General features: G+C 73.2%; 22 protein-coding genes and 1 pseudogene. 14 read left to right on the plus strand and 9 right to left on the minus strand.

Translation table 11 applies throughout. From position 1 onward, the window contains the following. Positions 1-399: a hypothetical protein gene (locus ACFWPS_RS07525; RefSeq protein WP_383702070.1), complete on the minus strand. Its 399-nt coding sequence runs from the start codon at positions 397-399 to the stop codon at positions 1-3. A gap of 405 nt (positions 400-804) precedes the next feature. Here ACFWPS_RS07525 and ACFWPS_RS07530 point away from each other — a divergent pair, with 405 nt between their 5' ends. The 3 genes from ACFWPS_RS07530 to pip all read left to right on the plus strand — a co-directional run bounded on the left by ACFWPS_RS07530 (position 805) and on the right by pip (position 4,991). Next, the gene (locus ACFWPS_RS07530; RefSeq protein ID WP_383702072.1) at positions 805-2,757 is read left to right on the plus strand and encodes a BTAD domain-containing putative transcriptional regulator; all 1,953 of its coding nucleotides are present in this window, start codon (positions 805-807) and stop codon (positions 2,755-2,757) included. A gap of 101 nt (positions 2,758-2,858) precedes the next feature. After that, on the plus strand, positions 2,859-3,776 hold the full coding sequence (locus tag ACFWPS_RS07535) for a peptidoglycan-binding protein (RefSeq protein WP_383702074.1): 918 nt from the start codon (positions 2,859-2,861) through the stop codon (positions 3,774-3,776). Positions 3,777-4,007: 231 nt separating this feature from the next. After that, entirely contained in the window at positions 4,008-4,991 is a 984-nt protein-coding gene (pip, locus tag ACFWPS_RS07540) for a prolyl aminopeptidase (protein WP_383702232.1), read from the plus strand. A gap of 20 nt (positions 4,992-5,011) precedes the next feature. Here pip and ACFWPS_RS07545 read toward each other — a convergent pair whose 3' ends face one another. After that, complete coding sequence (locus ACFWPS_RS07545) at positions 5,012-6,034, minus strand: aldo/keto reductase (RefSeq protein ID WP_383702076.1); 1,023 nt, start codon at positions 6,032-6,034, stop codon at positions 5,012-5,014. 149 nt (positions 6,035-6,183) lie between these two features. Between ACFWPS_RS07545 and ACFWPS_RS07550 the strand changes: the two genes are divergently transcribed. Together ACFWPS_RS07550 and ACFWPS_RS07555 are read left to right on the plus strand one after the other, a co-directional pair. Continuing rightward, positions 6,184-6,825 carry a TetR/AcrR family transcriptional regulator gene (locus ACFWPS_RS07550; RefSeq protein ID WP_383702078.1) on the plus strand — a complete coding sequence of 214 codons (642 nt, stop codon included), beginning with the start codon at positions 6,184-6,186 and terminating at the stop codon, positions 6,823-6,825. 62 nt (positions 6,826-6,887) lie between these two features. Next, entirely contained in the window at positions 6,888-7,061 is a 174-nt protein-coding gene (locus ACFWPS_RS07555; RefSeq protein WP_383702246.1) for a hypothetical protein, read from the plus strand. A gap of 26 nt (positions 7,062-7,087) precedes the next feature. Here the strand turns inward: ACFWPS_RS07555 and ACFWPS_RS07560 are convergent, their stop codons facing one another. Then, entirely contained in the window at positions 7,088-8,269 is a 1,182-nt protein-coding gene (locus tag ACFWPS_RS07560; protein ID WP_383702080.1) for an FAD-dependent oxidoreductase, read from the minus strand. Between the two features lie 115 nt (positions 8,270-8,384). On the opposite strand from ACFWPS_RS07560, the gene ACFWPS_RS07565 reads away from it, so the two are divergent. From ACFWPS_RS07565 to ACFWPS_RS07575, 3 genes are all read left to right on the plus strand, one after another. Further along, complete coding sequence (locus tag ACFWPS_RS07565) at positions 8,385-9,149, plus strand: TetR/AcrR family transcriptional regulator (RefSeq protein WP_383702083.1); 765 nt, start codon at positions 8,385-8,387, stop codon at positions 9,147-9,149. A gap of 29 nt (positions 9,150-9,178) precedes the next feature. Then, on the plus strand, positions 9,179-10,054 hold the full coding sequence (locus ACFWPS_RS07570; protein ID WP_383702234.1) for a PhzF family phenazine biosynthesis protein: 876 nt from the start codon (positions 9,179-9,181) through the stop codon (positions 10,052-10,054). A gap of 369 nt (positions 10,055-10,423) precedes the next feature. After that, positions 10,424-11,032: a TOPRIM nucleotidyl transferase/hydrolase domain-containing protein gene (locus tag ACFWPS_RS07575; RefSeq protein ID WP_383702236.1), complete on the plus strand. Its 609-nt coding sequence runs from the start codon at positions 10,424-10,426 to the stop codon at positions 11,030-11,032. A gap of 86 nt (positions 11,033-11,118) precedes the next feature. On the opposite strand, the gene ACFWPS_RS07580 is transcribed toward ACFWPS_RS07575, so the two are convergent. After that, positions 11,119-11,973, minus strand: coding sequence for an LLM class F420-dependent oxidoreductase (locus tag ACFWPS_RS07580; RefSeq protein WP_383702086.1), 855 nt, complete (start codon positions 11,971-11,973; stop codon positions 11,119-11,121). Positions 11,974-12,175: 202 nt separating this feature from the next. Between ACFWPS_RS07580 and ACFWPS_RS07585 the strand changes: the two genes are divergently transcribed. Further along, complete coding sequence (locus ACFWPS_RS07585; RefSeq protein WP_383702088.1) at positions 12,176-13,348, plus strand: right-handed parallel beta-helix repeat-containing protein; 1,173 nt, start codon at positions 12,176-12,178, stop codon at positions 13,346-13,348. 66 nt (positions 13,349-13,414) lie between these two features. On the opposite strand, the gene ACFWPS_RS07590 is transcribed toward ACFWPS_RS07585, so the two are convergent. Together ACFWPS_RS07590 and ACFWPS_RS07595 are read right to left on the minus strand one after the other, a co-directional pair. Next, positions 13,415-13,933 carry an adenylate kinase gene (locus ACFWPS_RS07590; protein WP_383702090.1) on the minus strand — a complete coding sequence of 173 codons (519 nt, stop codon included), beginning with the start codon at positions 13,931-13,933 and terminating at the stop codon, positions 13,415-13,417. A gap of 37 nt (positions 13,934-13,970) precedes the next feature. Then, positions 13,971-15,029, minus strand: a pseudogene (locus ACFWPS_RS07595) (chitinase); the annotation flags it as partial. Positions 15,030-15,227: 198 nt separating this feature from the next. Here ACFWPS_RS07595 and ACFWPS_RS07600 point away from each other — a divergent pair. Beyond that, positions 15,228-16,268: an NlpC/P60 family protein gene (locus ACFWPS_RS07600; RefSeq protein ID WP_383702092.1), complete on the plus strand. Its 1,041-nt coding sequence runs from the start codon at positions 15,228-15,230 to the stop codon at positions 16,266-16,268. Positions 16,269-16,283: 15 nt separating this feature from the next. On the opposite strand, the gene ACFWPS_RS07605 is transcribed toward ACFWPS_RS07600, so the two are convergent. Continuing rightward, positions 16,284-16,946, minus strand: a complete 663-nt coding sequence (locus ACFWPS_RS07605) for a response regulator transcription factor (RefSeq protein ID WP_383702238.1) — start codon at positions 16,944-16,946, stop codon at positions 16,284-16,286. Between the two features lie 73 nt (positions 16,947-17,019). Further along, positions 17,020-18,348, minus strand: a complete 1,329-nt coding sequence (locus tag ACFWPS_RS07610) for a sensor domain-containing protein (RefSeq protein ID WP_383702094.1) — start codon at positions 18,346-18,348, stop codon at positions 17,020-17,022. Positions 18,349-18,535: 187 nt separating this feature from the next. Between ACFWPS_RS07610 and ACFWPS_RS07615 the strand changes: the two genes are divergently transcribed. The 3 genes from ACFWPS_RS07615 to ACFWPS_RS07625 are packed head-to-tail and all read left to right on the plus strand — an operon-like array spanning position 18,536 to position 22,271. Then, entirely contained in the window at positions 18,536-18,781 is a 246-nt protein-coding gene (locus ACFWPS_RS07615) for a hypothetical protein (RefSeq protein WP_383702096.1), read from the plus strand. Further along, complete coding sequence (locus ACFWPS_RS07620; protein ID WP_383702098.1) at positions 18,778-19,527, plus strand: ABC transporter ATP-binding protein; 750 nt, start codon at positions 18,778-18,780, stop codon at positions 19,525-19,527. The genes ACFWPS_RS07615 and ACFWPS_RS07620 overlap by 4 nt, the downstream gene beginning before the upstream one ends. A gap of 2 nt (positions 19,528-19,529) precedes the next feature. Beyond that, a complete protein-coding gene (locus tag ACFWPS_RS07625; protein ID WP_383702100.1) occupies positions 19,530-22,271 on the plus strand; it encodes an FtsX-like permease family protein in 2,742 nt (913 codons plus the stop codon). 170 nt (positions 22,272-22,441) lie between these two features. On the opposite strand, the gene gndA is transcribed toward ACFWPS_RS07625, so the two are convergent. Continuing rightward, the gene (gene gndA / locus ACFWPS_RS07630; protein WP_383702102.1) at positions 22,442-23,881 is read right to left on the minus strand and encodes an NADP-dependent phosphogluconate dehydrogenase; all 1,440 of its coding nucleotides are present in this window, start codon (positions 23,879-23,881) and stop codon (positions 22,442-22,444) included. A gap of 329 nt (positions 23,882-24,210) precedes the next feature. Here gndA and ACFWPS_RS07635 point away from each other — a divergent pair, with 329 nt between their 5' ends. Then, the gene (locus ACFWPS_RS07635; protein WP_383702104.1) at positions 24,211-25,041 is read left to right on the plus strand and encodes a M23 family metallopeptidase; all 831 of its coding nucleotides are present in this window, start codon (positions 24,211-24,213) and stop codon (positions 25,039-25,041) included. Positions 25,042-25,116: the final 75 nt, after the last annotated feature.

Genomic DNA, 25,116 nt, shown 5'->3' on the forward strand with positions numbered 1-25,116 from the left:
TCACCGGGTCAGCGGCAGGTCCCGCCGCAGGGTGTCGATCACGGCGGAGACGACGGCGGTGGCGACGAACGTCCCGGCCATGACCAGCACCACGCCGACCATGAAGAGCCCGCTGGCATCGTCCGCCCAGTCGACGCAGGCGGCGAGGGTCAGCCCCGCGGTGGTACCGCCCACGGCGGCCGCGCTGTGTCCCCGGGCCGCCGCCCAGCAGACGGGCACGAGCAGGGTGAGGACCAGCCCGACGACCTGCCAGACCTCGTACGGCCCGCTGGTCGACCCGTCGGGCTGCACGTCGTACCGCTGGTCCCAGCCCAGCCAGGCGGCCCAGGCCGCCACCGACACACCGGCGAGGACGCACACCGGTACCGACGCCCGGAACACAGGCTTGTGAAGTCGCATGGCCCCAGCGTTCCGGCCGGGCCGGTCACCGGACAGAGTGCGCGTACTCAGATCGGCCCTCTCGGCGCCCTCTCGGCGGCCTCTCGGCGGCCTGAGTACAGGCCGGCCGGCGCCCCTCATCACGAACAGCCGTCGTGAACGGCCGTCGCGAACGGTGGCGGCGAACTGACGTGGAGAACGGACGAGCCCGGCCCACCGCACCACTACCCGCACCACGAACAGCACCACGAACAACGCGGCAAACAACAACCCGACAACACCCGGGCAACGAACCATTGGTTGACTGCTTTGCCGAACCGTCATACGAAGCGGTGACGAATCTGCGTGCCCCGCATGTCCCGCATGCCCCGAGGCCGCATCCGGCGAAGCGCTTCGCACCCCGTACCGCCCAGGAGAGCCACCCCGATGAATCCCCGGCCAGGACAGGAGATGCGGTTCGGCGTGCTCGGCCCGGTGGAAGTGCTTCGGGACCACGTGCCCCTCGACCTGGGGCCCCGGCAGCGCCGGTTGCTGCTCCTGCGGCTGCTCGTCGAGGACGGCCGGTCCGTCTCGCAGGACACGATCCTGCGCGACCTGTGGCCGACGGACCGGCCGACCGGCGCCGCCTCCTCGGTGCGCGCGCACGTCAGCCGGCTGCGCTCGGTCCTCGACCCGGTACGGCAGGGCAGGTCCGCCATGCTGGTCAGCGGCACCGCCGGGTATGCCCTGAAGCTGCCCCGCGAGGCCCGGGACAGCGTTCTCTTCGAGGACGGCGTCGGCCGGGCCCGCGAGGCGATGAGGAACCGTCAGCTCTCCTTCGCCCGGCAGGAGATCGACACCGCGCTCGGGCTCTGGCGCGGCGAGGCCCTGGCCGAGGCCGGTGAACACGCCTTCGCGATCCGCGAGCGCACCCGGCTCGACGGCGCCCTCCACGACGCCAGGGAGCTGCGGGCCGCGATCCTCGTCCAGCAGGGCGAGCCGGAGCAGGCGATCGACGTCGCCGAGAACCTCGTCCTCAGGGCCCCGCTCCGGGAGACCTCCTGGGCGCTGCTGATGCGCGCCCTCTACACGGCCGGGCGGCCGGTCGAGGCGCTGAAGCGGTACGAGCGGTTCCGCGACATGCTCGCCACGGAGCTCGGGCTGGACCCCAGCCCCCGGCTGCGGGACCTGCACACCGCGATCCTGCGGCACGACGTCGTCGTCCTCGGCGCCGCCGGGCCTCAGTCCCCGCGCCCGGGGCCCGAATTCACCGCCGCCTGCACCCACCCGCGGCCGGCCGCCACGGCCGCGCCCTTCGTGGGCCGCGGTGAACAGATGGCGCAGCTGGCCGCCCTGCTGTCGGCCGCGACCGCGAACCGCCCCCACTGGGCCGTGGTCGGCGGCGAGCAGGGGGCGGGCAAGACCCGGCTGGTGGAGGAGGCCGCCGCCCGGGCCGAGGCCGCCGGTTTCACCGTCGCCCGCACCCGGGCCGGTCAGGCGCTCAGCGGCAACCGCGGGATCGTCCAGACCTGTCCCACCGTCCAGCTCCTGGACGCGCTGCGGCAGGACGGCAAGGACTCCGCCGAGGACGAGGTCGCGCAGAAGGACCCCCTCGCCACGGTCGTCCGCGAACTCACCCGGGCACCCACGCTCGTCGTCGTCGACGACCTGGACCGGGCGCCACAGGGCTTCCACCGTCTGCTGCGGCGGCTCGCCCAGGTGCTGCGGGAGGCCCCGGTGGTGTTCGTGTGCACCCTGCGCAACCCGGACGCCCCCATCTCCAGCACGCTGCTCGCCGAACTGGCCCTGCTCGGCGCGGCCTGGCTGACCCTGGAGCCGCTGACCGCCGACGACGTGGCCGACATGCTCACGGCACGCGGCGAGGAGGCCCCGCCCGGGACGGCGGCCGCGCTGCACCGGCGTGCCGAGGGGCACCCGTTCGCCCTGGCCGAGTTGCTCAAGCTGCCGCCCGTCCGGCGCCTCGGACCGGAGGCGCAGGTACCGGCCGCCGTCCGCAACATCGTCCACGCCCGCCTGGTCGAACTCCCCGAACCGGCCCGGGCCATGCTCACCTACGCGGCCGCCGACGACGGCCGGCTCGACCTCGGCCTGCTCGCCGAGGTCCAGGGCGTCGCCCCGGACGAGCTCCTGCATCTGATCGACGCCGCGGTGACCGCCCGGATCCTGGTCTGGGACGCCGATCCCGGCGCGCCCGGCACCGGCCGCTACCGGCTGCCCGAGCTGCCCCGCGACGTGGTGCTCAGCACCCAGACCCCGTCCTCCCGGCAGCTTCGGCACGCCGCCCTCGCCCGCACGCTCGCGGGCCGCGACGACACCGACCCGGCCCGCCTGGACCGGCACCGCCGGGCGGCGGGCCCGACAGCACCGACACCTCCCTGACCAGGGCACTCCCCCTGCCACCCCTGCCACCCCCCTCCACAGCTCTCCTCTCTCCGGCGGATCAGCAGATCCCCGGCAACACACTCACCTCAGGAGTCGTGATGAGCACGAAGACGGGACCCCAGCGCTACCCCGGGGCCAGCCGCGCCAACTGGTACCAGGACGACTTCGGCGGCGACCCGATGGAGGTCAACGTCGTCGTCCTGCACACCACGGAGGGCTACACCCTGCCCACCTACGACGGCGGCGCCACCGCCCCCAATCTGACGGCGGTGCCCGACCTCGCCGCCAAGAAACTGAAGTGGTACCAGCACTTCGACATAGAGACCTCCTCCCGGGCACTGGTCAATCTGAAGGGCGGTGTCGAGACCAACACCATGAACGTGTGCCAGATCGAACTGACCGGCACCTGCGACCCGAAGACCCACGCCAATTGGACGTCCGCCGGCCACGCCCACGTCTACTGGCCGGACGCGCCGGACTGGGCCCTGAAGGGGGTCGCCGGTTTCCTGGCCTGGATGCACGAGCAGCACGGCGTCGCGCTGTCCGGCCCGAAGTCCTGGCCCGCCTACCCCACGTCGTACGGCGACGGCGCGGGCCAGCGGATGACGGGCGCGCAGTGGACGGACTTCAGGGGTGTGTGCGGGCACACGCACGTCCCCGAGAACGTCCACGGCGACCCCGGTGCCATCGACTTCGCCCGGATCATCAAGTACGCGAAGGCCGACCTGGACGTGGACGACGACGACTCGGAGCCGAAGACCACCACCAAGCCGAAGATCCCCGCCTTCCCGGGCCGCAAGTACTTCGTGGCCGGGGCCTCGAACTCCTACGTCCTCAAGCTCGGCAAGCAGCTGGTCAAGCGCGGCTTCGGCGACCACTACAAGGTCGGCCCGAGCCGGACCTGGGGCGACGCCGACCGGCTGAACGTGCGGGACTTCCAGAAGTCCCGCAAGGAACTCCGCGGCGACGCCGACGGCACCCCCGGCCCGCTGACCTGGCGCCTCCTCTTCTCCTGACACCCCCGTGACACCCCCGGTGAAGGCCCGGGCCGGCGCGGCCCCGGGCCTTCACGGCCCCCTCCTCGGTCAACTCGGCGAAGATGTACGGCTGTTCCTGTCCCCTTCCGGAGGGAGAGCCGCATGCCCGAGCAACGCCCCATGCCCGAGGAGAGCCCGTTGTCCGAGGAGAACCTCATGCCCGAGCAGACCCCCTTGTCCGAGCAGAGCCTCATGACCGAGCAGAGCCTCATGACCGAGAAGTTCCCGCCGGTCGAGCCGTACGCCCATGGTCTGCTCGGTGTCGGGGACGGCCAGCGGATCTACTGGGAGACCAGCGGCAACCCCGAGGGCAAGGCGGCCCTGTGTGTGCACGGCGGCCCGGGCAGCGGGGGGCGCCGCTGGACCCGTCGGCTGTTCGACCCCGAGGTCTACCGGGTCGTCCTCTTCGACCAGCGCGGCTGCGGCGAGAGCCGGCCGCACGCATCCGACCCGTCGGTCGGCCTCGCGCACAACACCACCGACCATCTGATCGCCGACATGGAACGGCTGCGCGAGCACCTCGGCATCGACCGCTGGCTCCTGTACGGCGGCTCCTGGGGCTCGACGCTGATCCTCGCCTACGCCGAACGCCACCCGGAGCGGGTCTCCGAGATCGTCATCGTCGGCGTCACCATGACCCGCCCCGAGGAGACCGACTGGCTCTATCACGGCGTGGGCCGCCTGCTGCCCGGCCCCTGGGAGGCCTTCCGCGACGCCCTGCCGCCCGCCGACCGCGACGGCAGTCTCGTCGCCGCCTACAACAGGCTGCTGAACAGTCCGGACGCCGCCGTGCGGGTCGCCGCGGCCCGTGCCTGGTGTACCTGGGAGGACGCCGTCATCGCCCACGAGGTGCTGGGCAGTCCCGGCGCCTACAGCGACCGGCCCGACGACTCCCTGATGGCCTTCGTCCGCATCTGCGCGCACTACTTCGCCCATGACGCCTGGCTGGAGGACGGTCAACTGCTGCGGGACGCCCATCGGTTGGCCGGTATTCCGGGGGTGCTGATCCATGGCCGGCTGGACATCGGCAGCCCGCTGAAGACCGCGTGGGAGCTGGCGAAGGTCTGGCCGGACGCGGAACTGAAGGTGATCGACGACTCGGGCCACACCGGCAGTCCCACGCTGCGGCGGGCGACCCTGGCGGCGATCGCACGCTTCGGTGAAGCGAAGGAGGGTGACCGGGGCCGGGACTAGACCGACCCGCCTTGAGTGTGTCAGCCGCGGCGGCGCAGGGCCGGGTCGAGCAGGGCGGGCGGGGTGTCGTACTTCTCGTGTGCGGCCAGGTCGGTGCCGGGGGCGACGATCGCGTCGATCGCGTCCAGGACGTCGGCGGAGAGCACGGTGTCGGCGGCGGCGAGCTGGGAGCGCAGGTGCTCCGGGGTGCGGGGGCCTATGAGTGCGGTGGTCACGGCGGGGTGCGCGGTCACGAAGCCGAGGGCGAGCTGGATCAGGGTCAGCCCGGCCCCGTCGGCGACCGCGGCCAGCCGCTCCACCGCGTCGAGCCGGGCCTGGTTGGCCGGCAGGGTGAGGTCGAAGCGGTCGGGCAGCAGACCGGCGCGGCTGGTGGTGATGGACCTGCCCCTGCGCACGGCGCCGGACAGCCAGCCGGAGGCCAGCGGGCTCCACACCAGCACGCCCATCCCGTACTCCTCGGTCACGGGCAGGACATGGGACTCGACGCCCCGCTGGAGGAGGGAATAGCTGGGCTGTTCGGTGACGTACCGGCTCAGGTGATGCTCGCGGGCGGCCCACTGGCCCTGCACGATCCGGTACGCCGGGTAGGTCGAGGAGCCGAGGTGGCGGATCTTCCCGGCGCGTTGCAGATCGGTCAGCGCCGAGAGGGTCTCCTCATCGCTCGTGGCCGGGTCCCAGCGGTGTATCTGGTAGAGATCGACGTGGTCGACGCCGAGCCGCCGCAGGCTGTTCTCCAGCTCGGTGACCAGCCACCGCCGCGAACCGCCCCGGTGGTTGCGCTCGTCCCCCATCGGCATACCCGCCTTCGTGGCCAGCACGATGTCGTCGCGACGACCGGCGATCGCCTTGCCGACCATCTCCTCCGACTCGCCCTGCCCGTACATGTCGGCGGTGTCGATCAGATTGATCCCGGCGTCCAGGGCGGCGTCGACGATCGCGGTCGCCTCCTCCTGGGTGGTACGCCCGATCGCCCCGAAGTTCATCGCGCCGAGTCCGAGCGCGCTGACCTGCACGCCGGTTCGGCCCAAGGTGCGGTACTGCATGACTGGGTCTCCTCATATGACAGAAAGACAAGAAAGGCAGGTGAGCCAAAAGCCAAACGGAACCATGTCCCGTTTCATGTCTTCGACGATACGGAACGCTGTCCCGTTTAGCAACGCCCCGATAGGGTGACGGCGGAGGGAGCGCAACGATGAAGGATGAGGAGCGGCCGACCCGGCCACGGCGGACGGTCGAGGCCCGGTCCCGGCAGACCGTCGAGGAACAGACGGCCACGGCCCGGCCCCGGCGGGCGGACGCCCGGCGCAACGAGGTGACGCTGCTGGAGGCGGCCGCGGCGGCGTTCGTCGCGTCGGGCGTGGAGGCACCGGTACGCGACATCGCGGCCCGGGCGGGTGTCGGCACGGCGACGATCTACCGGCACTTCCCGACCCGTGCCGACCTGATCATCGCGGTCTACCGGCACCAGGTGGACGCCTGCGCCGAGGCCGGCCCGACACTGCTGACCACCGCGCCGACCCCGTACGACGCGCTGCGCGAGTGGATCGACCTCTTCGTGGACTTCCTGGCCACCAAGCACGGCCTCGCCGCCGCCCTGCACTCCGACCAGGCGGGCTTCGACACCCTCCACACCTACTTCCTGGACCGCCTCGTCCCCGCCTGCACCCAGCTGCTCGACGCGGCGACCGAGGCCGGCGAGATCCACGCCCACCTGACGGCGTACGAGCTGATGCGCGGGGTCGGCAACCTGTGCATCGGCGCGGAGCACGACCCCCGCTACGACGCCCGCCGCCTGGTCGGCCTGCTCGTCACCGGGCTGCGCCGCACGACGTGACCCGCCGAACATGACGGGTGGGCGCGGGGTCTGCGGCAACCCCACCGCCGGACGGCACCGGCGTGGCCGACGGTGCGATCGCCGGTGCGATCCTCGACATGTACCTCACCGGCGTCACCCTCCGCATCACCCGCGACAACGTCCGCGCCCACATCCCCGAAGCCCTCCCGGAGGAGCGCCTCAAGCCGGTCTTCGTACGGGGCGAAGGCGCGGACGCGGGCGCAGGCGCGGGCTGACCTCGGAACCTCGGACGCCCAGGCGGTCACGCGGTCTGTTCGGCTCCGGCTCCGGCTCCGGCTCCGGAGAACATGGCGATCAGGCCGTGGGGGGAGTCGTCGCCGAACATGCGCTCGTGGAGGTCGGCGGCGTCGGCGGCCTCCGCGGCGCTGCGCCGGAACATGGCCTGCTCGTACGCGGCGAGCGCGGCCTCGGTGTCGTCGGCGTGCGTGGCGAGCGCCTTGCCGAGTTCGGCACCGTCGTACATGGCCAGGTTGGCGCCTTCGCCGCTCGGGATCATGAGATGGGCCGCGTCGCCGAGCAGGGTCACCCCCGGCACCCGGTCCCACCGGTGCTCGGCGGGCAGGGTGTGCAGCGGACGCAGGACCGGCGCGGTGTCGGCGTCGGTGATCAGAGCGGTGAGCTCGGGTGCCCAGCCGTCGAACTCCGCCGCGATCCGCGTGGCGGCCGCGGCAGCCGCGGCGGGATCGGTGAGGTCGGCGAGGTCGGTGAGGTCGGCGAACCACTCCTGCGACCTGCGCAGCGCCACGTAGGTGTGGAGGGTGTCGCCGCTCTCCCGGTGGGCCTGGATCCCCTTTCCCGGCGCGAGCGCGCACATCGCCCCGCCGCCGACCGCCTTCGCGGCGGCCGGGTGCCGGGTGTCGGCGTCGAACAGGTAGTTCTCGACGAATGAGATACCGGAGTACTCGGGTGTGGCGTCGGAGAGCAGCGGGCGGACCCGTGACCACGCGCCGTCCGCACCGACCAGCAGGCCCGTGGTGACGGCGGTGCCGTCGGCGAACGTCACCTCGTGGCGGCCCTCGCCGGGGGCGCCGAGGGCGCGGACGCCGCTGACCTTGCGGCCCCACCGGACGGTGCCGGGCGGAAGCGATTCGAGCAGGATCCTGCGCAGCTCACCGCGCAGTATCTCGGGGCGGCCCCCTGTGCCGTCGTCGGCCTCCTCGAAGAGGACGGTCCCGTCGGCGGCGAGGACCCGGGTCGCCTCGCGCCCCTCCAGCACGAGGGCGCGGAACTCCTCGTACAGGCCCGCCTCCCGGAGCGCCGGCTGGCCGTTGTGCTCGTGGATGTCGAGCATCCCGCCCTGTGCGCGTGCCGTCGCGGAGGCCTCCGCCTCGTAGACGGTGGCCGGGATGCCGTGGACATGCAGGACGCGGGCGAGCGTGAGGCCGCCGAGTCCGGCACCGATGATCGTGACGGGTGTACGCATGGTGACTCCCCGGGGAAGGGGTCGGCCTCCTGAGGGCCAACCTTCTGGAACGAAATTCCATAATGGAATTCCGTTCCATGTTGGAACGACGCTCCAGCCATGTCAAGATGGCGCCATGGCAACGCGCACACGCCGGTCACAGCGGCGCACAGAGGCGCTCTCCCGCGAGCGCATCGTCGAGGCGGCCGTCGAACTGCTCGACACGGCCGGCGAGAGCGGGCTGACGTTCCGGGCACTGACCGAACGCCTCGCCACCGGGCCCGGGGCGATCTACTGGCACGTGGCGAACAAGGACGAGCTGCTCGCCGCCGCCACCGACGCGGTCGTCGCCGCCGCCGTGGCCGTCAGGGCTCCCGCCGCCGAAGCCCTGCCGTCGTCGGCGCCGGAGGAGCCCGAGCCCCCGGCCTCACCGCAGGACGGGATCCGGACCGTCGCGCTCGGGCTGTTCGACGCGGTCGACCGGCACCCGTGGCTCGCGACGCAGCTCGCCACGCAGCTCGCCCGCAGCCCCTGGGGGACGGTGACGCCACGGATCTTCGAGAGCGTCGGTCAGCGGGTCCGCGCCCTCGACGTGCCCGAGAGCAGCTGGTTCACGGTGACCTCGGCGCTGGTGCACTACGTCCTCGGCGCCGCCGGCCAGAACGCCGTGAACAGCGCGAGCGCCCGCGCCCTCCCGCCCGGCGTGGACCGCACCCGGTTCCTCGACACCGTGTCGACGGCGTGGGAGGAACTCGACCCCGACGAGTACCCGTTCACCCGGGCCGTCGCGGACCAGGTGCGCGGGCACGACGACCGCGAGCAGTTCCTCGCCGGCATCGATCTCGTCCTCGCCGGCATCACCGCCACCCAACACCGGGAGTCCCGCACCGCCCAGGAATAGCCGCCGGTCCGCCCCACGTTGCCGTGACCATGACGACGAACGCGGCACGGCCCGAGGTCCTGCGCTACACCGCCTTCTCCAGCTCCGCCGAGGGCGGCAACCCCGCCGGCGTCGTGCTGGACGCCACCGGTCTGGACGACGGCGACATGCTCGCCATCGCCGCCGAACTCGGCTACTCGGAGTCGGCGTTCCTGACCGCGCCCCCGGCGGGCCTCGGCGGCCAGGACGGACGGGCTTACACCATCCGCTACTTCAGCCCCAAGGCCGAGGTGCCGTTCTGCGGGCACGCCACCATCGCGACCGCCGTCGCGCTCGCCGAGCGGACCGGCCCCGGGGAGCTGGTGTTCGCCACCCGCGCGGGCACGGTGCCGGTGGCGGTGACCGAGGAGGGCGGGGCGGTCCGGGCCACGCTCACCAGCGTCGAGCCGCACACCGAGGAGATCCCCGACGCCGACCTCGCGGAGGCGCTCGCCGCGCTCGACTGGCCGGCCGCCGATCTCGACCCGGCCTTCCCGCCCCGGATCGCGTTCGCCGGTGCCCGCCATCTCGTGCTCGCGGCGGCGAGCCGCGCCCGCCTCGCGGACCTCGCGTACGACTTCGCGCGCCTCGAAGCGCTGATGCACCGTCTGGACCTGACCACGGTCCAGCTGGTGTGGCGGGAGTCGGCGACCGTCTTCCACGTCCGTGACCCGTTCCCCGTCGGCGGTGTCGTCGAGGACCCGGCGACCGGCGCCGCGGCCGCCGCGTTCGGCGCGTACGCCCGTGAGCTCGGCCTGGTCCCCGAGGACGCCGTCCTCACCCTGCACCAGGGCGAGGACCTGGGCCGCCCCGGCGAACTCACGGTGACCCTGCGCGCGGGCGACCCGCGCGTCCACGTCGGCGGCACCGGAGCCCGCATCGTCTGAGCCGCCGGGCCCGCTCCGAGCGCGGCGGCACCACGGATATTCCGTGGCACCGCCGCCGGACCCGGGCGGAGACTCGTCCCCATGACGGACACGCCGGACCCGGCGCACGCGGACGATGCGACGCAGGCAGAAGACGCGACGCACGCGGAAGACGCGGCGCAGGCAGACGATGCGGCGCACCCGGAAGACGGGACGAACGCAGCAAACACGGCGGACGGGGCGGACCCGATGCCTACGGCGCGCGCGGTCGGCCCTGCGGACGCGATGCCCACGGCGGACACGGCCCGCCCAGCGAACGCCGTGCCCACGCCCGACGCGGCCGACGCGGCCGACCCGGCGAACGTCGACGTCGCGCCCCGTGCGCCGGACATGGCGGCCTTCCGGGAGGCCGTCCGCGCATGGGCCGGCGGCGGGCCCGAGGCACCCGCGCGGGAACTCGCCGAGCGGCTCGGGGTGCGGGTCGCCGTGCTGCTCGAAGGCCCCAGCGACCTCGCGGCCGTCGACGCGCTGGCCGCCCGGCGCGGCCGGGACCCGGCGGCCGAAGGGGTCTGTGTGCTGTCGATGGGCGGGGCGATGAACGTCGGCCGGTTCGCCCGCCTCCTCGGGCCGACCGGCCTCGGCCTGCGCCTGACCGGGCTCTGCGACGAACGCGAACGCCCCTACTACACCCGCGGCCTGGAGCGGGCCGGCGCCGCGGAGCACGGCTTCTTCGTCTGCGCGGCCGACCTGGAGGACGAGCTGATCCGCGCCCTCGGCCCGCCCCGCGTCGCCGAACTCGTCCGCGCCGAGGGCGACCACCGCGCCCTGCGCACCTTCCTGAACCAGCCCGCTCAGCGGGGCCGTACCGAGCAGCAGCAGTTGCGCCGCTTTCTCGGTACGACTTCGGGCCGCAAGATCCACTACGGCCGGGTACTCGTCGAGGCCCTGGACCCCGACCGCGTACCCGCACCGCTCGACGCCCTGCTCACCGGTCTTTGAATCTCCGAGCTTTGGACCACCGAACGTCGTTGGACCACCGAACGTCGTCGGGTCCCTGAACCTCGTCGGGTCCCTGAACCCCGGGGCTACTCGCGCGCCAGCCCCAACGCCCCCGCCAGCGCCCGGTAGGCCGGCAGCGGGTCGGTGCCGTCGGGGTGCAGCACCTGCAGTGCCACATGGTCGGCGCCCGCGTCCAGATGGGCCCGGACGCCCTTCGCCACCCGGGCCGTGTCGCCGTGCACGATCAGCGCGTCGAAGAGGCGGTCGCTGCCGCCGTCCGCGAAGTCGGTGTCGTCGAAGCCGAGGCGGCGCAGGTTGCCGACGTAGTTGGTCAGGCCGAGGTAGAAGCCGAGCGTGGCGTCGCCGATCGCGCGGGCCTTGGCGGGGTCCGTCTCCAGGACCACCTTCTGTTCGGGGGCGAGGAGGGGGCCGGTGCCGAGGAGGTCGCGGGCCCCGCGGGTGTGCTCGGGGGTGACGAGGTAGGGGTGCGCGGCCGCCGTGCGGTCGCCGGCCAGGCGCAGGACGCGGGGGCCGAGGGCCGCCAGCGCCCGGCGGGCGACCGGGACACCGCCGGCGTCGAGGACGTCCAGGTAGTCGTTGAGGGCCTCGTAGGGCCGTACGAACTCCTTCGTGGCCTCCGGGTGGCCCGCGCCGATGCCCAGCAGGAAGCGGTCCGCGTGGCGTTCGGCGATGCGCCGGTACGAGCGGGCGATCCGGTCGGCCGGGTGGGACCAGATGTTCACGATGCCGGTGGCGACGACCAGGGTCTCGGTGGCATCGAGCAGCTGCTCGGCCACGGCCAGGTCCGGGTCGGCCACACCGCCGAGCCACAGCGTGCCGTAGCCGAGGCGTTCCAGCTCGGCGGCGAGGCCTGGCTCCGTCTTGTCGTGGCGCCACACACCGACGGCACCCAGGTCGATCTTGCGAGGGATCTCGTCCATACCCCGGACAACCGGCGTGCCACAGCCAGCTATTCCGATCACCATCGAAATAACCGGCGATCAGTCTCCGATATACCCCCGGCGATCACACTCATGAACTGCGATTACATACCTGACTCTTGACGCGTCCACAGCACCCCCCTAGCTTCGCAGAGAAAGCGCTTTCCGCAAGGTCCCCGATGGAGACGAACGGAGACGAACGATGCACGTGAGACCAGTCATCGCGGCCGTCGGCCTGCTCGCCGGCACGCTCGTCGCACTCTCCGGAAGCCCCGCGCAGGCCGCGTCCAGCGTGCTGTACGTGTCGCCCGGCGGCACCGACGGCGCGGCCGGCACCCAGTCGGCGCCGACCACGCTCACCTCGGCGATCAGCCGGATCGCCGCGGGCGGCACGATCTACCTGCGCGGCGGGACGTACGCCTACTCCGCCACCGTGACCATCCCGGCCGGATCCGACGGCACCGCCGCCGCGCTCACCACCCTCTCCGCCTACCCGGGCGAGACCCCGGTCCTCGACTTCTCCGCACAGAGCGAGAGTTCGTCGAACCGGGGCATCCAGCTCTTCGCGAACTACTGGCACCTGTACGGCCTCACGGTCGAGCACGCGGGCGACAACGGCATCTACGTCGGCGGCAGCAACAACGTCATCGAGCGGGCCGTGACCGCGTACAACCGCGACACCGGGCTCCAGCTCGGCCGGATCTCCTCCAGCACGCCCAGCAGCCGGTGGCCCGCCGGCAACCTCGTCGTCAGCTCCGAGTCGCACGACAACGCCGACAGTGACGGCGAGGACGCGGACGGATTCGCGGCGAAGCTGACCACCGGCACCGAGAACGTCTTCCGGTACGACGTCTCGCACCACAACATCGACGACGGCTGGGACCTGTACACGAAGACGGACACCGGAGCGATCGGGCCGGTCACCATCGAGTACTCGCTCTCCTACGGCAACGGCACGCTGAGCGACGGCAGTCAGAGCGGGGACGGCGACCGCAACGGCTACAAGCTCGGCGGCGACGACATCGCCGTCAACCACGTGGTGCGGCACAACATCGCCTACGGCAACGGGCACCACGGGTTCACCTACAACAGCAACCCCGGCACGATGACCGTCTCGAACAACGTGGGCATCGACAACGCCGAGCGCAACTTCTCCTTCGACAAGGGCACTTCGGTGTTCCGGACCGACACCTCGTGCCGGTTCGCCGTCAGCGGCTCCAACGACAAGACGGTCGGTGACGCCGACAGCTCCAACCAGTTCTGGACGGGCGCCAACGGCTCCCGGTGCGCCTCCTACTCGGGCACCCTCGGCTGGTCCTTCGCCTCCTCCGGCAAGCTGAACGTCACCTTCGGCGGGACGGTCGTATCGCCCTGACGGCGGGCTCCGCCGATGTGGTGCGGTCAGGGCGTCCACAGGGTGTGGACGCCCTGACCCGCCGGGTCAGAGGGATGCCAGCCAGGCCGCCGTGTCGTCCGGGTGGCCGAAGCGGAGGGTGTCGAGCGGGGCGAAGCGCGGATCGCTGGTACGGCTCCCGACCTCGCGTCGGCGGGTCCCGTGCTGCGACCAGGCCCACCAGGCCGGGTGTTCCCGGCTCAGCCAGCCCGTCCAGGTCTCCCTGTTGCCGCCGAAGAGGGACTCGCGCGTGACGGTGCGCCGCAGGGACCGGCGCAGCACGCGGGGCATGACCACGCGTCTGGGATAGTCCAGCCAGATCACGGTGTCGGCCCGGTCCCACAACAGGTCACGGACTTCGGGAGATCCGATGGAGTCGATGATCCAGCGCCGCTCGCCCACGAGCCTGGACACGTCCTCGGTCAGCCTGCTGTTGACCGCCCAGCCGGGACCGTCGAAGTACAGCGCGTCCATCTCGTGGTAGGGCAGGCCCAGTCGGCCGCTCAGGGTCCGGGCGAGCGTGGACTTGCCCGCGCCGGTGACACCCACCACCAGGATCCGTTCCACGAGCGCACCCTAACCCGGCCACGGGTTACGACCGCCTGCCGGCGAACGGCGCGAAGGTGTGGCTGAAGTACCAGGGGTCCTGGGCGATTCCGGAGCAGGCGTTGGCGCCGCCGGTGCCGACGCAGTCGCCGTTGTCGCGTTGGAGGGCCCAGAAGGAGAGGGTGTCGATGCCCCGGGCGGCGGCCCAGCGCTCGACCGTCGCGGCGTTCTGGGTGGTGAAGGTCTCCGCGGGGCCGAAGTCGTCGATGCCGGGCATCTCGGTGACGCCGACCTTGCCCCACAGATGCCTGGCGCTCTTGTGCGGGTACAGGGCCTGGAGCTGGGTGTGCAGGCCCTCGGCCGCGGTCCTGGTGTCGGTGGCCATGTCGTGGGCGACGCCGTCGTAGTAGTCGAAGGTCATGATGTTCACGACGTCCACGCGCGCGTGGTTGGCGACGGCGTTCTGCAGGACGGCCAGTCCGTTGGTCTCCAGGCCCTTGGTGGTCGTCGGCAGGGTGTAGGAGAACTGGAGCGGGCGGCCGGTGCGTTCGGCCCAGCGCTCGGCCTTGGCGACCGCCTTGTTGCGGCGGTCGATACCGGCCGTGTTCGCGAGGGAGTCCGCCTCGATGTCGAGGTCGATGCGGCTGATGCCGTAGGTCGTGACGAGCTTCTCGTAGACGCCGGCGATGGCGTCCACGTCGGTGCAGCTGTCGGCGAGTTCGGTGCCGGTGGTGTCGGCGCTGTAGCCGCCGAAGGAGGGGATGGCGTTGCCGCCGCGGGCCTGGAGGGCTGCTATGTCGGCGCCGAAGGTCCCGGGGCCGATGGGCTGGGTGGCGTCGCCGTTCCAGTCGGCGGTGCAGGAGCCCGCGTTCGGGGTCTGGAGGAAGGCCAGGGTGAGGTACTTGTTGCCGGACTCGGCGGCGAGCGCGGCGGGGCTCTCGCCGGTCCAGGCCTCGAAGTAGGGCGCCGCGACGTGGGCGGGCATCGGCTTCGCGGAGTGCTGAGCCGCGTGCGGGGCGGCGGCGGGGGCCGCGTGTGCGGCGCCGGCACCGAGGGCAACGAGCGCGGCGGACAGGACGGTTGCGGGCAGGGCGTGCAGGGCACGAGTGCGTCTCATGGACGCCCATATTTGGACTAGACCAATTAACTGTCAAGGTTCTTTACAACCACCAGACCTTTCCGCTCGATGTGACGTCAGGAAGCAGTTCCCTCCGATCAGTTCCGGCCAAGATTTTTCATGCGAAGATTTGAACTGACCATAAGAGAGTCATTAGGGTCTGTTGCCCGAACCTCTGCTCGGAAGGAGCTCGCCTCCGTGGCGTCCCACCGTCGTGCCAAGCAGCCGGGCCGTGCCCGCGTCACCGTGCTCACCTCCGCGGCCGCTGCCGCCGTGGCCCTCAGTTCACAGGCGGCCAACGCCGCGCCCAGCGAGAAGCCGAGCAAGAACGAGGTGAAGTCCCGGGTCGACAAGCTGTACGAGGAGGCCGAGCAGGCCACCGAGAAGTTCAACGGGGCCAAGGAGAAGCAGGAGAAGCTCCAGAAGCAGATATCCGCGCTGCAGGACTCGGTCGCCCGCGGACAGGACGAGCTCAACGAACTCCGCGACGGCATCGGCTCCATGGCCACCGCCCAGTACCGCAGCGGCGGCCTCGACCCGTCCCTCCAGCTGTTCCTCTCCTCCGACCCGGACAGCTACCTGGACAAGGCCTCCACCCTTGACCAGCTGAGCAGCCAGCAGGTCGAGACGCTGAAGAAGATCCAGGCCAAACAGCGCGAGCTGGCGCAGGAGCGGGCGGAGGCGACCGGCAAGCTCAAGGACCTGGCCGCCACCCGCACCGAACTCGCCAGGAAGAAGAAGGAAGTCCAGGCCAAGCTGGCCGAGGCGCAGAAGCTGCTGAACAGCCTCACCGCCGCTGAGAAGGCCGCCCTCACCGCCGAGCAGGAGCGGGCCAGCCGTTCCTCCAGCGAGCGGGTGGACCTCGGCGACGACACCTCCGCCACCGGCAGGGCCGCCGCCGCCTTCGCCGCCGCCAAGACCAGGCTGGGCACCCCGTACGTCTACGGCGCCACCGGCCCCTCCTCCTTCGACTGCTCGGGCCTGACCTCCTGGGCCTACGCGCAGGCCGGAGTCTCCATCCCGCGCACCTCCGAGTCGCAGGCGACCATCGGCACCAGGATCTACTCGACGTCCGACCTCCAGGTCGGCGACCTGGTCTTCTTCTTCAACGACCTGCACCACGTGGGCCTGTACGCGGGCAACGGGCAGATCCTGCACGCCCCGCGCACCGGCACGGTCGTCCGCTACGAGTCGATGTCCACCATCGGCGGCCCGTTCATGTTCGGCGTCCGCGTCTGATCGGCCGCGCAAGCCTCAGCGGCTGCGCCCCCGGGTGTCCTCCAGGTAGTGCAGGACCGCCGCCACCCGGCGGTCCACCCGGTCGGCCGGGGACAGGTCCAGCTTCGCGAAGATGGACCGGATGTGCTTGTGGACGGCGCCGTCGGTGACGACGAGCCGTTCGGCGATCGCGGAGTTGCCGAGGCCCTCCGCCATCAGCGCCAGTACGTCGCGCTCGCGCGGGCTCAGCCGTTCCAGGCGGGTGTCCTGGCGGGACCGGGTGAAGAGCTGGGCGACGACCTCGGGGTCGATCGCGGTGCCGCCGGACGCCACCCGGTGCAGGGCGTCCAGGAACTCCTCGACCCGGCCCACCCGTTCCTTGAGCAGATAGCCGAGCCCGCCGACCCCGCCGGTGAGCAGCCGGGTGGCGAAGCTCTGCTCGACGTACGCGGACAGCACGAGGACGGCGAGGCCGGGGTGGCGGCGCCGGGCCTCGACGGCGGCACGGATGCCCTCGTCGGTGTGGGTGGGCGGCATCCGGACATCGAGGATGGCGACGTCCGGCGCATACGCCTCGACGGCCTCCAGCGCCTCGTCCGGGGTGCCTGCGGTCGCGGCCACGTCCATCGCCTCGGCCCGCAACAGCAGGGCGAGCCCCTCGCGGAGCAGCGGGTCGTCCTCGGCGATGACGATCCGCAGGGACGGGCGTACGTCGCCGGGCTGAGCCGCACGCCGCGGTGCTGGTGCCGATGCCGGTGCCGGTGCCGGTGCTTCACGATCCACTGGGCAGGTCCACTTCCAGGGTTGTCGGGCCGCCGGGCGGGCTGGCCAGGCGGAGGGTGCCGTCGTGGGCCGCGATGCGGCGGCGGATGCCGGTGAGTCCGGAGCCGCCGGCCTCCTCTGCGCCGCCCCGGCCGTCGTCGGCGACGGTGAGGCGCAGCCGCCCGCCCCTGGCCCGGACGGCCACGGTGACCGAGCGGGCGCCGCTGTGCCTGGCGACGTTGGTCAGGGCCTCGGCGACGACGAAGTAGGCGGTCACCTCGACGGAGGCGGCACAGCGTTCGAGCGCGTCCACGTCGATGCGGCAGGGCACCGGGCAGTCGGCGGCCAGGCCGGACAGCGCACCCGCGAGCCCCCGGTCGTCCAGGACCGGCGGCAGGATGCTCCGCGAGACCGTGCGCAGTTCGGCCAGCGCCTGTTCTGCGGCGGACTGGGCGCGCTCCAGGATCTCCTCGGCGCGGGACGGATCGCGTGCCACCTGGCGGCGGGCGGCGCCGAGCAGCACGGTGACCGAGACCAGCCGGTTCTGCGTGCCGTCGTGCAACGCCCGCTCGATGCGCCGGAGTTCGGTGGCGTGGGCGTCGAGCGCGGCGGCCCGGGTGGCGGTGAGTTCCGCGACCCGCAGGGAGAGGTCCTGATCGGGTCCGGCGGCGAGCAGCCGCCGTCCGGGGCCCGCCTGGAGCCGGGCCATGCCGGGGGTCAGGCCCAGGATGACGGCGATCGAGCCGATGCCGAACGCGCAGACGGCGAAGGCCTCCGGCCAGGAGTGCGCGACGCCGAAGCCGACGGAGGTGGCGGTGGTGTCCTTGGGTACGAACTTCCAGTACAGCGGGAACGCCGTGTCCCGTACGGCGGACAGCGGCAGCAGGAACCCGGCCAGGCCCAGCAGCAGCCCGGCCGTGCCGTGCCGTGCCAGCCAGCGCAGCTCCCGCCGCGTGGCGGGGTCGCCGAGGGCGAACCGCAGCCGGGCCGGCGGGGCCGGCTCCGGGGCGGGGACCTCGGGGCCGCGCCGGCCGAGCCGTTCGCGTTCCCGGCCGGCCAGGGCGTGCAGCGCGCGCAGCAGCGGGGTCGCCAGAAGCAGTCCCAGGCCCAGCGGCGCGGTCACCGCGGCGGCCGCGAGCAGCGGGAGCAGGAGCAGGGCCGTCGCGGCCGTACCGAGCCCGCCGACGAGCTCCGCGAGCGCGCTACCGGCGGCCCGCACCGTCCGCCCGGCGACGGCCTTCACTCCCTCGCCGCCGCCCGCCGTCTGGCCGCCGCCCGCCGCTTCGCCGCGGTGCTCCGCCTCGCCGCCGTGCTCCGGCCGGGCACTGGTGACAGCCATCCGCAGCCCCCTCCTCTCGACTCCGACGACCCTAGGGCGTGGGGCTGTTCGCCGGGTCCCGGAACCCCGGAAGGTACAGCCTGCTGTACCTCCGATCCGGCGGTACACGGGATCGGCCGAGGGGGGTCACGGTCCGTAGCGTCGGTGCCCGTACCGCAGGACGTCGGCCCCCAGCAGGAGGTTCCCCGTGGCCCACCCCGACCCCTACCGCCTCACCGGCACACCGCCCGCCGACCACCGGGGCGACGGCACCGGAACCGGCGGCGTGGACCTCACGCGCACCCTGCTCTGGTCCCTGCTCGTCCTCAGCGCGGCCGCCGACATGGCGACCTCCTACGGCGGTACCGACCCCTGGATCAACGTGGCCTGCGGAGTGGTGACCCTGCTCAGCGCGGGCATCCTGGCAGTGCGCCGGCTGCGCGGCCGCCGATGAGCGCCAGCGCGACGGACACCGCCCGCCGGGCCCCGGCCATCGCGCTGGCGGGCGTCGGCAAGACGTACGCGGGCGGGGTACGGGCCCTGGACGACGTGTCGCTGACCGTGGAACACGGCACGTTCCTCGCCGTGATGGGCCCTTCCGGCTCCGGCAAGAGCACACTGATGCACTGCGCGGCGGGCCTGGACGCGCCGACGTCGGGCAGCGTCCGCATCGACGGCCACGAGATCGCCGGGCTGAACGAGACCAGGCGCACCGAACTGCGCCGGGAGCGCGTGGGGTTCGTCTTCCAGGCCTACAACCTGATCCCGTCCCTCTCCGTCGAGGACAACATCACGCTGCCGCTGCGGCTGGCCGGCCGCCGCCCCGACCGGGACTGGATCCGCACCCTGGTCGAACGCGTCGGACTGGCCGACCGGCTCCACCACCGCCCCGCCGAGCTCTCCGGCGGCCAGCAGCAACGGGCCGCCCTGGTACGGGCGTTGGCGGCCCGCCCGGCGGTGGTCTTCGCCGACGAGCCGACCGGCGCGCTCGACCTGCGCAGCGCCCACCAGGTCCTCGACCTGCTCCGGAGCCTCGTCGACGACCTCGGCCAGACGGTCGTGATGGTCACCCACGACCCGGCCGCCGCGGCCCGCGCACACACCGCGCTGGTGATGGCCGACGGCCGGGTCGTCGAGGCCCTGCACCACCCGATGGCGAGCCAACTGGCCGTCAGACTCGCCGCGTTGGGAGACCGCTAGCCATGTTCCACTTCGCCCTGCGGATGGCCGCGCACCGGATCACCTCGCTGCTCGCCGTGGCCTGCGCGGTCCTGGGCGGCGCCGCCCTGATCACCGCCACCGGGGTGCTGGCCGAGTCCGGGCTCCGCTCCCAGCTGCCCCCGGGCCGTCTCGGCGGCGCGGACGTCGTGGTCGCCGCCGACCAGGAGTTCCACGTCGCCGGCGACCTGCCGATCGCGCTGCCCGAACGGGCCACGGTCCCGGCCGGCCTCACCGCCCGACTGGCGAAGCTGCCCGGTGTCACCCTCGCGGTCGGCGACCTCGGTTTCCCGGCCGCAGTGACGGACGCGCACGGCCGCCTGCTCCCGGCCGCCGCCGGCCAGGACCCGGCGGCGGCCGGGCACGGCTGGTCCTCGACGAAGCTGCTGGCCGGCGCACGCGTCGAGGGCGAGGCCCCGTCGACCCCCGCCGAGGTGGCGGTGGCCGCGACGACCGGCCTGGCCGTGGGCGACCGCGTCCGCGTCACCGCGAACGGCCGCACGGCCACGACCTACCGGGTCACGGCCCTGGTCCACGCCCCGGACGCGGAGATCTACTTCACCGACACGAGGGCAACGGAACTGTCGCGCCGAGCGACGGAGACGCCCGGCGCGACGGACGGGGAGACGGCCACGGGCACGGACGCGGCCACGGCCACAGGCACGAACACGGGCAGGGCCACGGCCACAGGCACAGGCACGAACACGGGCAGGGCCACAGGCACGAGCACGGACGCGGCCACGGACGTGACGGCAGCCGGGGCGGCCGTGTCCGCCGTCGGGTCGGGCGCCGCCGGCCGCACCACCGCCTCGCCCCGCGCCGGCACCGTCGACCTCATAGGTCTGCGTACCGCCCCCGGAGCCGCGGGGCGGGTCGCTGCGGAGGTCCGTGAGGCGGTCGCCGGGACCGGTCTGAAGGTGTTCACCGGAGCCGACCGCGGTACGGCCGTGGCCCCCGGCGTCGGATCCGCCCGTTCCCTCCTCGTCCTCCTCTCCGGCTCCCTCGCCGGGATCGTCCTGCTGATCACCGGGTTCGTGACGACCGGCGCCCTGGGCGTGGCGATCGCCGGGCAGCGCCGCGACCTGGCGCTGATGCGGGCCGTCGGCGCGACCCCGCGGCAGATCCGGCGGCTGGCGGCGGCCCAGGCGACGGCCGTGGCCGCCGTGGCCCTGGTCCCGGGCATCGCCCTCGGCTACCTGCTGGCCGACCGCTTCCGCACCCTGCTCGTCCACCGGGACGTCCTCCCCGACCGGCTCCCCCTCACCCTCAGCCCGTTCCCCGCCCTGGCCACCGTCGTCCTCCTGGTCGCGGCCGTCCGGACCGCGGCCCGCTGCGCGGCCTGGCGCACCTCGAAGATGCCGGCCACCGAGGCGGTCGCCGAGTCCCGCAGCGAGCCCCGCACCCCCTCCCGTGCCCGCACGGTCGCGGGCCTGCTCCTGATCGCCGCCTCCGGCGCCCTGTCCGTGACCCCGCTGCTGCAACGCACCGCGATCGGCGCCTCCGCCACCTCCATCGCGGGCATCGTCGCGGCGATCGGCCTGGCACTGGCCGGACCCGCGCTGGTCCGGACGGCAGGGGAAGCGGTCGTCCGACGGCTGCGCCCGGGGGTTTCCGCGCCGACCTGGCTGGCCATGTCCAACGTGCGGGCGTACGCGCAGCGCGTCACCGGGGTGGTCAGCCCGCTCGCCATGGCGGTGGTGTTCGTGCTGACGTACGCGCTCGCGCAGACCACCGTGCTGGCCGCGACCTCGGACGACACCCGCGCCGGGACGCTCGGCCAGTACCGGCTGAGCGCGGCGGCCCTCGGCGGGCTGCCGACGGACACGCTCGCCGCGGTACGACGGCTGCCGGGCGTTCGGGCCGCGGCCCCCGTCGGCACCACCACCGTCGTCTGGCCGTACCGCCAGTTCGACGACACCGTCACCGAGTCCGCCGCCGCGCTGATCCTCACCCCCGCCGCGCGGGACGTCCTCGACCTCGGGGTGACCCAGGGCGGCCTCGGCGGCCTGACCGGCGCCACGGTCGCCGTCAGCAGCGAGGTGGCGGGGCCGCGCGACGCCGAACTCGGTGCCCGCGTCAAGCTGTTCCTCGGCGACGGCGCACCCGTCGAGGCGAAGGTGGTGGCCGTCTACGACCGCGGGCTCGGCTTCGGGCCGGTCGTCCTCTCCGACGACCTGGCCGCCGGGCACACCACGTCCGGCCTCGACCAGAGCGTCCTCGTCCGCACCGACGGCACGGCCACCGCCGAACGCGGGCTCACCGCACTGGCCGCCGCCCGCCCCGGCCTCGCCCTCTCGGACACGGCCCCGGAGGCGGGCGCGGACACCCCGCCCGAGGTGTGGGTGAACCTCGCCGTCATCGTCGTGCTGCTCGGCTACCTCCTGCTCAGCATCGCCAACCGGCTGGTCGCCGCCACCGCCCAGCGCCGCACGGAGATCGCCGCGCTGCGGCTGGTCGGTACGACGCCGAGGCAGATCCTCGCGATGATGCGCAGGGAGGCCGGGGTGATCGCGGCGGCCGCGCTGGTGTCGGGGGCGGCGCTGTCCGCGGTGCCGCTGGCGCTGCTGGGCGAGGGCTTCCTGTCCCGCCCCTGGCCGGCGGGCCCGGTGTGGCTGTTGCCGGCGGCGGCGGTGACGGTGGTGGTGACGGCGTACGTGACGATCGAGCTGCCGACGAGAAGAGCACTGCGGGTGGCGCCGGCGGAGGCCGTGAGAGTGGGCGCTTGAAGCGCCCCGTCTTTTAGGGGCGCGGGGAACTGCGCGACCAGCCACGACGGACCGGCAGTCGACCACTGGCCGGAATGGCGGTCCGAGAGTGCCACGCTCTCTCGTCAGTCGGCTGCGGCATCGTCGTGGCTTGTCGCGCAGTTCCCCGCGCCCCTTACGGGGCGCGTTGTTCAGCCCTGGGTTTCCGGGCGGCCCTCTGTTGACCAGTGGGTGTGGAAGGCGCCCTCTCTGTCGACGCGGCCGTAGGTGTGGGCGCCGAAGTAGTCGCGCTGGCCCTGGAGGAGGGCCGCGGGGAGTCGGTCGGCGCGGAGCGTGTCGTAGTGGGCGAGGGCCGCCGAGAACGCCGGCACGGGAATGCCCCGGCGGGCCGCGGACGCGACCGTCTCCCGCCACGGCACCTGCGCGTCGGCGATCTCCTTCGCGAACTCCTCCTCGGCCAGCAGGCTGACGAGGTCGGGGTCGGCCCGGTAGGCCGCGCGGATCCGGTCCAGGAAGGACGCGCGGATGATGCAGCCGCCCCGCCAGATCCGGGCCACCGCGCCGAGGTCGATCTTCCAGCCGTACTCGGCGGCCGCGTCCTGGATCATCGTCCAGCCCTGGTCGTAGGCGATGACCTTCGACGCGTACAGGGCGTGTTCGACGCGCGAGGCGAAGCGGTCGGCCTCGGTGGCGCTGAGCGGGGGTGTCGTGCCGCCCGGCAGACCGGCGTAGGCGGCGCGCAGTTCACGGCGGCCGGAGGCGGCGCGGGCGAAGGTCGCCTGGGCGATCGCGGTGACCGGGGAGGCCAGGTCCAGCGCGGTCTGCACGGTCCAGCGCCCGGTGCCCTTCTGCCCGGCCGCGTCGGCGACGACGTCGACGAAGGGCGCACCGGTGTCGGCGTCGACGTGGGCGAGGACGTCGGCCGTGATCTCGATGAGGTAGGAGCCGAGCCGGCCGCCGTTCCACTCCCGGAAGACGTCCGCGATCTCGGCCGGCGCGTACCCGCCGACCTGGCGCAGCAGGTCGTACGCCTCGGCGATGAGCTGCATGTCGGCGTACTCGATGCCGTTGTGGACCATCTTCACGAAGTGCCCGGCGCCGTCCGCACCGACGTGCGTGGCGCACGGCTCGCCGCCCACCTTGGCGCTGATGTCCTCGAACATCGGCCCGAGCACGGCGTACGACTCCGCGGACCCGCCCGGCATGATCGACGGCCCGTTGAGCGCGCCCTCCTCGCCGCCGGAGACGCCCACACCCACGAAGTGCAGGCCCCTCTCGCGGAGCGCGGCCTCGCGGCGGCGGGTGTCGGCGAAGTGGGCGTTGCCGCCGTCGATGACGATGTCACCGGGTTCGAGGAGCGGTACGAACTCGTCGATGACGGCGTCGGTGGCGGCACCCGCCTGCACCATGATCATGATGCGGCGGGGGCGTTCCAGGGCGGCGACGAACGCGGCGGCGGTCTCGGCACCGACGAAGTCGCCCTCGCTTCCGTACTCCTCGATCAGCGCGCGGGTGCGGGCGGGGGTGCGGTTGTGGACGGCGACCGGGTAGCCGTGCCGGGCGAAGTTCCGGGCCAGGTTGCGGCCCATCACTCCCAGGCCTGTCACGCCGATGGCTGCGGATGCGTTCACGGGGGGACTCCGTTCTGCGGACGCGTGCTGTGCCCGGAGGTACGGGCCGACGGCGGTCGGGCGTTCAGCTCAGGGCGGGCGAAACGGCGTTCGGCCTGGCGGCGGTCGGCCGGGCGGGCAGCGGCCGGGCGGGCAGCGGCCGGGCGGGCAGCGGCCGGGCGGGCAGCGGCCGGGCGGCGGGCGGGAACACCCGGCGCCGACCGGGCCGGCCGAGTCCGGAGCGGCCCGGTGCCGGCTGTGCCGGGGGGCGATCATCCGAACAGGCGAAAGTCGTGGCGGCGGGCGTGTGGGGCCGCCTCCCGGCGAGCAGGTCGTCAGAGGATCCGAAGATGCGAACGGATGATCTACGGCTGCTCGTCGCCGCGCTGGTGCTCCTCCTGACCGGCGCGTTCCTCACCACGCCCGCCAAGGCCGACCAGCGCCCGGACCACTGTGCCTTCGGGCCGCCCAGCGCTCCGCCGCCCACCACCCACCGCGACGGCACCGACCGCACGGGCCGCATCAACGGCAGGGATCGCACCGCCCGCTGGACCGCGCCCACGGTCCGCTACCGGCTCTCCGCCGGATACGGCGCCAAGGGCCACCTCTGGAAACACCGGCACACCGGCCAGGACTTCGCCGTCCACGCCGGCACGCCCGTGTACGCCGTCGGCTCCGGCCGGGTCGTGGCCGCCTCCTGCGGCGACGGATTCGGCAACCAGGTCGTGTTACACCATCCCGACGGCTACTACACCCAGTACGCCCACCTGTCCGTCATCACCGTCCGCCGCGGCCAGCGCGTGTCGGTGGGCCAGCGCATCGGCGCCGCCGGCGCGACCGGCAACGCGGACGGCCCGCACCTCCACTTCGAGGTCCGCACCACCCGGCACCTGGGCTCCGCGATCGCGCCGCTGCCGTGGCTGCGGCACCACGGCGTGAGCGTGCCCGGAACGGCGTCCCCGGACCACCCGCACCCGCATCCCCATCCGCACCCGAGCACCCCGGCCACTGCGCCCGCGAGTGCGGTGCCGTCGGCCGACGGGACGAAACCCCTGCCGCCGTGGCACGGCCGGCCGCCGAGGACACCGGGGAACCCGGCGCCGCACAGCACCCCGGCGAAACAGTGGGACCCGGCCACGCCATGGGATCCGACGACGCTGTGGGGCCCGACGACACGGTGAACCCGCCGGCACAGCGGTATCACGGCGACAGCGCACAGGGTCACGTTATGACCACATAGCGTGGCCCTCGCGCAC

The organism is Streptomyces sp. NPDC058457, from assembly GCF_042720695.1.
Classification (GTDB): Bacteria; Actinomycetota; Actinomycetes; order Streptomycetales; family Streptomycetaceae; genus Streptomyces.

What these genes read in the sequence shown, in the direction of transcription:
- ACFWPS_RS07560 (WP_383702080.1), bottom strand. Translation starts at nt 8,269, where the DNA reads ATGCGTACACCCGTCACGATCATCGGTGCCGGACTCGGCGGCCTCACG.
- ACFWPS_RS07525 (WP_383702070.1), bottom strand. Translation starts at nt 399, where the DNA reads ATGCGACTTCACAAGCCTGTGTTCCGGGCGTCGGTACCGGTGTGCGTC.
- ACFWPS_RS07610 (WP_383702094.1), bottom strand. Translation starts at nt 18,348, where the DNA reads ATGGCTGTCACCAGTGCCCGGCCGGAGCACGGCGGCGAGGCGGAGCAC.
- ACFWPS_RS07535 (WP_383702074.1), top strand. Translation starts at nt 2,859, where the DNA reads ATGAGCACGAAGACGGGACCCCAGCGCTACCCCGGGGCCAGCCGCGCC.
- ACFWPS_RS07550 (WP_383702078.1), top strand. Translation starts at nt 6,184, where the DNA reads ATGAAGGATGAGGAGCGGCCGACCCGGCCACGGCGGACGGTCGAGGCC.
- ACFWPS_RS07575 (WP_383702236.1), top strand. Translation starts at nt 10,424, where the DNA reads ATGGCGGCCTTCCGGGAGGCCGTCCGCGCATGGGCCGGCGGCGGGCCC.
- ACFWPS_RS07565 (WP_383702083.1), top strand. Translation starts at nt 8,385, where the DNA reads ATGGCAACGCGCACACGCCGGTCACAGCGGCGCACAGAGGCGCTCTCC.
- pip (WP_383702232.1), top strand. Translation starts at nt 4,008, where the DNA reads ATGACCGAGAAGTTCCCGCCGGTCGAGCCGTACGCCCATGGTCTGCTC.
- ACFWPS_RS07580 (WP_383702086.1), bottom strand. Translation starts at nt 11,973, where the DNA reads ATGGACGAGATCCCTCGCAAGATCGACCTGGGTGCCGTCGGTGTGTGG.
- ACFWPS_RS07545 (WP_383702076.1), bottom strand. Translation starts at nt 6,034, where the DNA reads ATGCAGTACCGCACCTTGGGCCGAACCGGCGTGCAGGTCAGCGCGCTC.
- ACFWPS_RS07570 (WP_383702234.1), top strand. Translation starts at nt 9,179, where the DNA reads ATGACGACGAACGCGGCACGGCCCGAGGTCCTGCGCTACACCGCCTTC.
- ACFWPS_RS07585 (WP_383702088.1), top strand. Translation starts at nt 12,176, where the DNA reads ATGCACGTGAGACCAGTCATCGCGGCCGTCGGCCTGCTCGCCGGCACG.
- ACFWPS_RS07625 (WP_383702100.1), top strand. Translation starts at nt 19,530, where the DNA reads ATGTTCCACTTCGCCCTGCGGATGGCCGCGCACCGGATCACCTCGCTG.
- ACFWPS_RS07635 (WP_383702104.1), top strand. Translation starts at nt 24,211, where the DNA reads ATGCGAACGGATGATCTACGGCTGCTCGTCGCCGCGCTGGTGCTCCTC.
- ACFWPS_RS07530 (WP_383702072.1), top strand. Translation starts at nt 805, where the DNA reads ATGAATCCCCGGCCAGGACAGGAGATGCGGTTCGGCGTGCTCGGCCCG.
- ACFWPS_RS07620 (WP_383702098.1), top strand. Translation starts at nt 18,778, where the DNA reads ATGAGCGCCAGCGCGACGGACACCGCCCGCCGGGCCCCGGCCATCGCG.